A 7,023-nucleotide genomic window follows, 5' to 3' on the forward strand; every position below is an offset into this window, starting at 1 on the left:
TGTCCTGGTCGTAGTCCGTCGTGTCGCGAGTGCCGTCGTCACGGCGCACGTCGAGAGAATCGATGCGGCCCTGGGTGTCGAAGGCCGCGGTGCGGCTGGCATAGTCGGCATCGTTTCCTGCGCCATCGACCTGTGTCGACTGCGTGGCCACGCCGTCGGCGTTGTATTCGTTCGTTTGGGCATCCGCGGCATTGTCGCCGTCGCCCCGAATCGTCTCGGTGAAACTGCCGTCGTTGTTCAGACGCAGTTCGGAATGGGTGGGGTCCTTGGTGGGCGTGCTGTTTGGCGGTGTTTCGAAAAGCTCCGGATGGCTTCGTTTGTACTCGTAGGCTGGAGTGCCCGGGGTGTGCAATGGGTCTGTCAGTGCATCGGAGGGCGAGCGGCGACCGTCGGCATCGGTGTCGAAAAGCGCCCTGCGCTCGGCTGCAGGAACCAAGTTGATCGGAAGTGAAGTGCGCGATGTGGTGATCTCCGTCACGCTACCGGCTCGAAGAATGTTCTGAACAAAGGTCGTGCAGTTCTCGCCGCCTAGAGTGCCGAGGCCGTTATATACGTGCTCAGCCTTGTCCCACTCCTCAACGGACCTCATCATGGCAACGTACTGCTCACTGCTGACAGCGATCTCCTTCTCCCACCCCACGTCATCGATAAACCCGGCGTGGCTGTTGTCGCGATCGCCAAGCGCATGTGTCGTCAAGCCTCTGCCAATTTTTCCAGGGCCGTGCGGATTGCCAGGAGTACTAGGTGCGAACCCGTAGTAGTTCACTTGCCCGTTACCGTCATCAAGTCTAACGAAGGTATGTGGCGTACCGACGTTGTCAACGAAGACTGCGATGCTTGGTTGTCCCATGGCTTGTTCCTCTTTGGTAGGCTGGTAGGTGTGACGGAATTCGATTGGCTACTCAATCGCTCTCGAACTGAAGAAAGGTCGATCGATGAGGATGTGCGGCTTCAGAAAATCAAGCTCCTTCGCATCGCGCAGCACAGAGACTCGCAATCGGTACTGGCCCAGAGGTTGATCGCGAAATCCAGCAAGCGTACGGGTGATGGCATTGGTCGAAAAAGTGCCGCCACTGTCCTTGTGTAAGCTGTCCAATCCGAACTGATCGACGACACTTCCATCCTCTTGCAACAACTCCCAACTCACATTGAATCCTGGAGTGATGTTCTTGCTGCAGCTTGTAGATCCAATTCCGTCACCGGGACTTCTGGTCCAGCAAACGTCGTAGTTCTCACCGACCTTTTTCTCTATCGGCCTGCCCGCATCACTTCTCACAAATCCGATCGCCACAGTCCAACGTTCGTTTGGCCCCTTGATCGTGAAAGGCTGTGTCGTATGGATGTATCCCTTACGCAGTTGAATGGGCTCGGCCAGCAGAGCCGATGGAAAGTGCTTCGCTACTGGTACCGAGTTGTCCGGCGTGGTTAGCACCTTCGGCGGGATGACCCAGCAGCCAGGCAGCGCCAAGGTCAGCACCCACAGCACTCCCGCTGCGGCTGCGCGAAGCCAACGTGTGTAGTCGGCGAAGACCGTGACGCTCAGTTGACTCATGAAGTGCTCCCCATTTATTGCAGCGGTAGATGGGGGCGAATGTTGGCGCAGACCCTGCTCAGTGCATAGATGTCAAATGTCCCTCTACTTGAGCAAAGCGATCAGCTCCGTCCTCTTGTGCACACCCACGCGCGCGTAGACCTTTGCCAGCTGATTGCGAACGCTCTTCTCCGTGATCCCGACCGACAGCGCGATGGCCTTGTTGCTCTTGCCCGCGGCAAGCTGCCGCACGATCTCTTTCTGCCTCGGCGTCAATGGATCGAGCCGGTTCGTCGCAGAACGCTGCTCGAGCGCGATGTGCGACAGCATCAGGTCGTTGAGCACCGGCGCGATCAGTGTCAACGCTTCGAGGTGCCAGTCCCTCAGTGGCGCTCCGACCCCGGCAAAACCGAAGTAGGTTCCTGCGTTGGCCCTGACGTTGAGCACGCCGTGCCCAGCCACGTTGCCCAGGCCGAAGCGTTCAATCTCGTCGAGCTCGAAGGCGCTTGCATGTGGGGGCGGATTGTCCGGATCGATATGGAAGGGCTGGCGGGTCGAGAACCACCACGCCAACGACGCACGCTGGCGCAACTCGAACGTGGTCGCAATCTGCCGCAGGTAGGCTTCATCGTGGCCCGTGGCAAGCATGTGCGTGACCACGAGTTGCCCCGCGACGAGCTCGCCATGCCCAAGCACAACGCCCTCGAACGGGAAGAACGCTCGAAGCGGCCCTTCCACCCATGCGATCAGGCTGCCGGATGAGGCGAGTGGATGGGTCACCGCAGCGACCCAGGCTTTCAGATCATTCTTCGTGAGATGTTGCATCGATCGACTCCCTGTCTCCTGCCTCACCGCTCCCGCATGCTTCGCCGAATCCCATCCAGCACCGGATCGAACAGATAGCGCCAAGCACTGCGCTCCCCCGTGGGAATGAACACCTCCGCCTGCATGCCGGGCGAGAGCACCAGCGGCTGGCCTGCCAGCTTGCTCGCAGCCTGCAGCGCTTCGGGGCTCACGGTGACGTGCGCCACGTAGTACGGCGCCCCTGGATGGGCCGAGCGAGGGTCGGTCAAGCGGTCGGCGCCCACATAGCTGAGCCGCCCCTCGACCTGCGGCGTGGAGCGGGCGCGATACGCGGTGAGCATCACGTGCGCGACGCCCGCGCTGGCCTGCACACGCTGCACGTCCCGGATGTCGGTCGGCGCGATGCGCGCCTCGATGATCAGCTCCGTGCCGGCCGGCACGATGTCCATGACCGGCTCGCGCGGCCCGATGGCGGCGCCTACGGTGTGGGCCTTCAGGTCCACCACTTCTCCGGCGACCGGGGCCACGAGCCGTTGCCGCGTCTGCGCATCGAGCGCCGGACGCAGCGCTTGTTCGATCTGCGCGAGTTGCGCAGTCACGTCTTTCAGCTCGTCCGCCGCGGCTCGCGCGTACTCGGTCTTCTGGGCCGAGAGCTTGAGGCGGATGTCCGCTTCCCTTTGGCGCGCCTGTGCCAGTTGGCTTTGGCTGGCCTGCACACGCGCGCGGTAGTCGGCAACCACGCGCTGCAGTTCGCTCAACTTCGCCTCACTGATGAAGCCATCGGCCTTGAGTCTCTCGTTGGCGGCAAGGTCGCGCTGCGCGAGTTTCGAGGCCGACTCGGTCGTGGCGATCAGTTCACCCTGGGTCGCGATCTCGCGCTGGATCTGCAACAGCTGCTCGCTCAACCAGCGCGCCTGTTCGGCCTGCTGGTGAGCGCGGGCTGCAAACAGCCCCTGCTCGCGCTGGGCCAGCACCGTCCACTGCGGCGGCAGGCCGCCCGCCTCGCCGCTTGCAGCGAAGCGCCCATCGAGGGCCTCGAAATCCGGCGCGAACCGATGACCGGCGATTTCGGCTTCGAGCCGCAGGACCTTCAGCGTGCTCATCGTCCACTGCTCGCGCAGCGCCTGCGCGCCGGCGGCCACGCGCTCGTCGGCCAGGGTGACGAGCGGCTGGCCCTGCACGACCCGATCGCCGTCCTTCACGTGGATGGCAGCGATGATGCCGCCTTCGGCATGCTGCACGGTCTTGCGATTACCCACGGACTTGACCGCGCCCTCCGCGATCACCGCGGCGGCCAGTGGCGCCAGGGCCGCCCAGGCGCCTAAGGCCAGGATGCCGAGCAAGGTGCCGCAGAGGCCTGCGCGCAGCGCGCGGCGCATTTCCTGCTGCCAGAGTGGCGACGGCACAAGATTGGCGTTCATGCGCGCCCCCCCTGCTTTGCCAGCACGGCTTGATTGCGCTTGATCATCCATTGCCGCACCTGCTCGCGCGGGCCGAACTGCTCGACCGTGCCCTGGCGCAGCATCAGCACATGACTGGCCAGCGCGATCAGGTGTGGGCGGTGGGTGATCACCACGACCGTGGTCCCCTGCCGATGCAGACCGTGGAGGCAGCGCTCCAGGGCCGCTTCGCCTTCCGCGTCGAGCTGGCTGTTGGGTTCGTCCAGGACCACGAGGCTCGGCTCGCCGGCGCCCGGCGTGGCGTAGATCGCGCGGGCCAGGGCCATGCGCTGGCGCTGTCCGCCCGAAAGCGCCTGCGCGCCGGGCTCGCTGCCAAGGAGCGTGTCGTAGCCCTTGGGCAGCGCAGTGATCAGCTCATGTGCTCCGGCGCGTTGCGCGGCCTTGATCACCGCCTCGCTTTGCTCGGGCGCAAGCGGCTCGGTCGGCTGCCACAGGCGAGCGATGTTGTGGGCCACACTGCCGCTGTGCAACAGCACATCCTGCGGCAGGTAGCCGGTGGCCTGGCCGCGGGCCTGTGGGCTGTATTGATGCAGCGCGGCGCCGTCGAGCGCCACCTCGCCTTGGGTGGGTGCCTGCACGCCGGCCAGCACGCGCGCCAGGGTGCTCTTGCCGCTGCCGCTGCCTCCGAGCACGGCGAGCAGTGCACCCGCAGGCAACTCGAAGTTGATGTTGCGCAGGATGCCGGCGTCGTCGGGCGAGGGCTTGACGCCCAGGTGCGCCACGCGCAGCTCGCCCCTGCCGGGCGCCAGGACCGTTTCCGGCAAGAGATTCGCGGCATGGGCCTGGGCCGCCAGGGCATGGCGCAGCCGGGTCAGCGCCTTTCTGGCTTCGAGCTGCTGCTTCCAGCTGCCGATCAGCACTTCCAAAGGCATCAGGGCCTTGCCCAGCAGGATGCTGCCCGCGATCATCACACCGCCGGTGGCCTGGTCGTGGAGCACCAGCCATGCACCGGTGGCAAGCATGGCCAACTGCAAGATCTGGCGCAGCAGCTTGCCCCAGCCCTTGAGACTGTGGCCCGGAAGATCGGCGGCAAGTTGCGCACTCGATGCGTGGTCCTTGAAGGCGCCCAACGCTGCGCCCACCTGGTCTTGCCGGCCATGGGCTTGAAGAACCTCGGCGAAGGCGGCGATCTCGCCGGTCCTGCGCCGCGCTTGCATCTGTGCCTGCTCGGCCGACGTGACGGCGCCGCGCAATCGCCATTCGGTGAGCCAGGCCAGGCCGAGGAGCATCAGCATGCCGGCAAGCGCCACGGCGCCCAGCACCGGATGAAAGGCCGCAATAACGAGCAGGTAGATCAGGCACCAGGGCAGGTCGATGGCTGCCAGGAGCGCCGGGCCGCCGACGAATCCCCGCAGCGATGCAATGTCCCGCCACAGTTGCTGGCCCGTCGCGCCCGCCTGGGACGCAGGAACATGGAGCATCAACGGGACCAGCGCGCGCGTGAGTCGCGCTTCCATCCCCGCCGCGCGTGCCGCATGCCAGCGCACGCGCGAGGTTTCGGTCATCCACCATGCTGCCAGCGACAGCGCAGCAGCAGCCAGCAGCATGAGCAGGGTTTCGCTGCTTCGGCTGGTCAGCACGCGGTCGTAGATCTGCAGGGTGATGAGGGTGGGGATCAGCAGCAGCAGGTGGACAACGGAGCTGGCAACGAGCGCACCAGCGATGTCAGGCGGTCTCGGCCAGGAAACGACGGGGTCGAGAGGCCGTGATGGATCGGCCCTCGGTTCGCGCTCCGGTTTCTGCGGCGATGCGCCAATGTGGGGAACGGCAGCACGCCCGGCAGCCCCTGCTTTCATCTTCTTGCCCATTCCATCCCTTGAACGATCACGCGGCCGGGCGTGATTCTGCGAGAAAATGGGCGCGATAAAACTGATGAATTCTGACGCTTCGGAATCGGCTCGAAGGCGATGTGCTCACCCAGACCGTGCTTCGGAGGGCTCCCGCAAGTAGCAAATTGACTACCCGCGCATTGCGGGACGGCTGACCTCACGCGAAAGGAATTCACCAAGGATCATCCAATGCACGCCGCAGGCTCGAAGATGGCACGCGCGCTGCTGATGGCGGCGGTGGCCTGCCTGAGCTCCCTGATGTTCGCGCAGCAGCAGCAGCAGCAGCAAAAGCCCATCGTCTATGTGGCGGCGATCGAAGGCACCATCGACCTCGGACTGGCGCCCTACGTACAGCGGGTGCTGGACGAAGCAACGGCGGCAGGCGCAGCCGCGGTGGTCCTGAAGATCGACACCTTTGGTGGCCGTGTCGATGCCGCGGTGCAGATCCGCGATGCACTGCTCAGAAGTCCGATGCGGACCGTGGCGTTCGTCGACAAGCGCGCAATATCAGCCGGAGCGCTTATCAGCCTGGCTGCCAACAGCATCGTCATGTCAGGCGGAAGCACGATTGGCGCCGCGGCCCCGGTACGTATCGGGCAGCAAGGTGCAGAGGCCGGCGCGGCGGGTGAGAAAACGGTGTCCTACGTGCGCAAGGAATTCCGCGCGACGGCCGAAAGCCGCAATCGCCCCCCGCTCATCGCAGAAGCGATGGTCGATGCCGACGTGGTGGTCCCCGGCCTGGTGGAAAAAGGAAAGCTGCTGACCCTGACCACCGAGGAAGCACTCAAGCATCGAGTTGCCGATGCCAGGGCCGACACGCTGGAGGCAGTGCTACAGCAGGCCGGTCTTGCAGGCGCAGAGATCCGCAGACCTGCGCCCAACTGGGCCGAGCATGTGGTGCGTTTTCTGACCGATCCCCTGGTGAGCTCGCTGCTCGTCACCCTCGCAACGCTGGGCATCATGCTGGAACTGCGAGCGCCGGGCTTGGGCCTCCCGGGCGCGGTGGGAGTGTCAAGCCTCGGCCTGTTCCTGTGGGGCCATTGGCTGGTGCAACTGGCCGGGTGGGAGGAATTGCTCCTGGTCGTGGCAGGTGTCGCATTGCTCGCCGTCGAGGTCTTCGTCATCCCGGGATTCGGCATCGCCGGTGCGCTCGGCCTGCTCGGCATCGCCGCAGGCCTGGTGCTGAGCGTGCTGGGGCCGGAGCCTGCGGGCCAATTCGTGGCGCAGGCAGCAGGACGCATGCTCCTGTCGCTGCTGCTTGCCATCGCAGCAGGCCTGCTTCTGCTGCGCTTCACGACGCGCTTGCCATTCGGACGCCGGCTGGTTCTGGAGTCCGGACTTCCCTCGGCGCAAGGCTACAGCTCCGAGCCGGAGACCGATCGCCACTGGCTCCCCCCCC

At 64.9% G+C, this 7,023-nt stretch carries 6 protein-coding genes; 1 reads left to right on the forward strand and 5 read right to left on the reverse strand.

What is annotated here, in order from left to right:
• From APY03_RS41345 to APY03_RS09270, 5 genes are all read right to left on the reverse strand, one after another.
• On the reverse strand, positions 1-850 hold an 850-nt coding region (locus APY03_RS41345), incomplete at its 3' end, for a hypothetical protein (protein ID WP_198161231.1).
• A gap of 48 nt (positions 851-898) precedes the next feature.
• Positions 899-1,552 (reverse strand): hypothetical protein, encoded by a 654-nt coding sequence (locus tag APY03_RS41350; protein ID WP_146039315.1) that lies wholly within the window; start codon positions 1,550-1,552, stop codon positions 899-901.
• An 84-nt stretch (positions 1,553-1,636) separates the two neighbouring features.
• Entirely contained in the window at positions 1,637-2,356 is a 720-nt protein-coding gene (locus tag APY03_RS09260) for a helix-turn-helix transcriptional regulator (RefSeq protein WP_068676068.1), read from the reverse strand.
• 23 nt (positions 2,357-2,379) lie between these two features.
• On the reverse strand, positions 2,380-3,756 hold the full coding sequence (locus tag APY03_RS09265; protein WP_162487114.1) for an HlyD family type I secretion periplasmic adaptor subunit: 1,377 nt from the start codon (positions 3,754-3,756) through the stop codon (positions 2,380-2,382).
• Positions 3,753-5,591 (reverse strand): type I secretion system permease/ATPase, encoded by a 1,839-nt coding sequence (locus APY03_RS09270; RefSeq protein WP_068676216.1) that lies wholly within the window; start codon positions 5,589-5,591, stop codon positions 3,753-3,755. Before APY03_RS09270 ends, APY03_RS09265 begins: the two co-directional genes overlap by 4 nt.
• Positions 5,592-5,813: 222 nt before the next feature.
• Here APY03_RS09270 and APY03_RS09275 point away from each other — a divergent pair.
• The coding region (locus APY03_RS09275) for an NfeD family protein (protein ID WP_068676070.1) at positions 5,814-7,023 on the forward strand (1,210 nt) is incomplete at its 3' end.

This window comes from Variovorax sp. WDL1, from assembly GCF_001541225.1.
Classification (GTDB): Bacteria; Pseudomonadota; Gammaproteobacteria; order Burkholderiales; family Burkholderiaceae_C; genus Variovorax.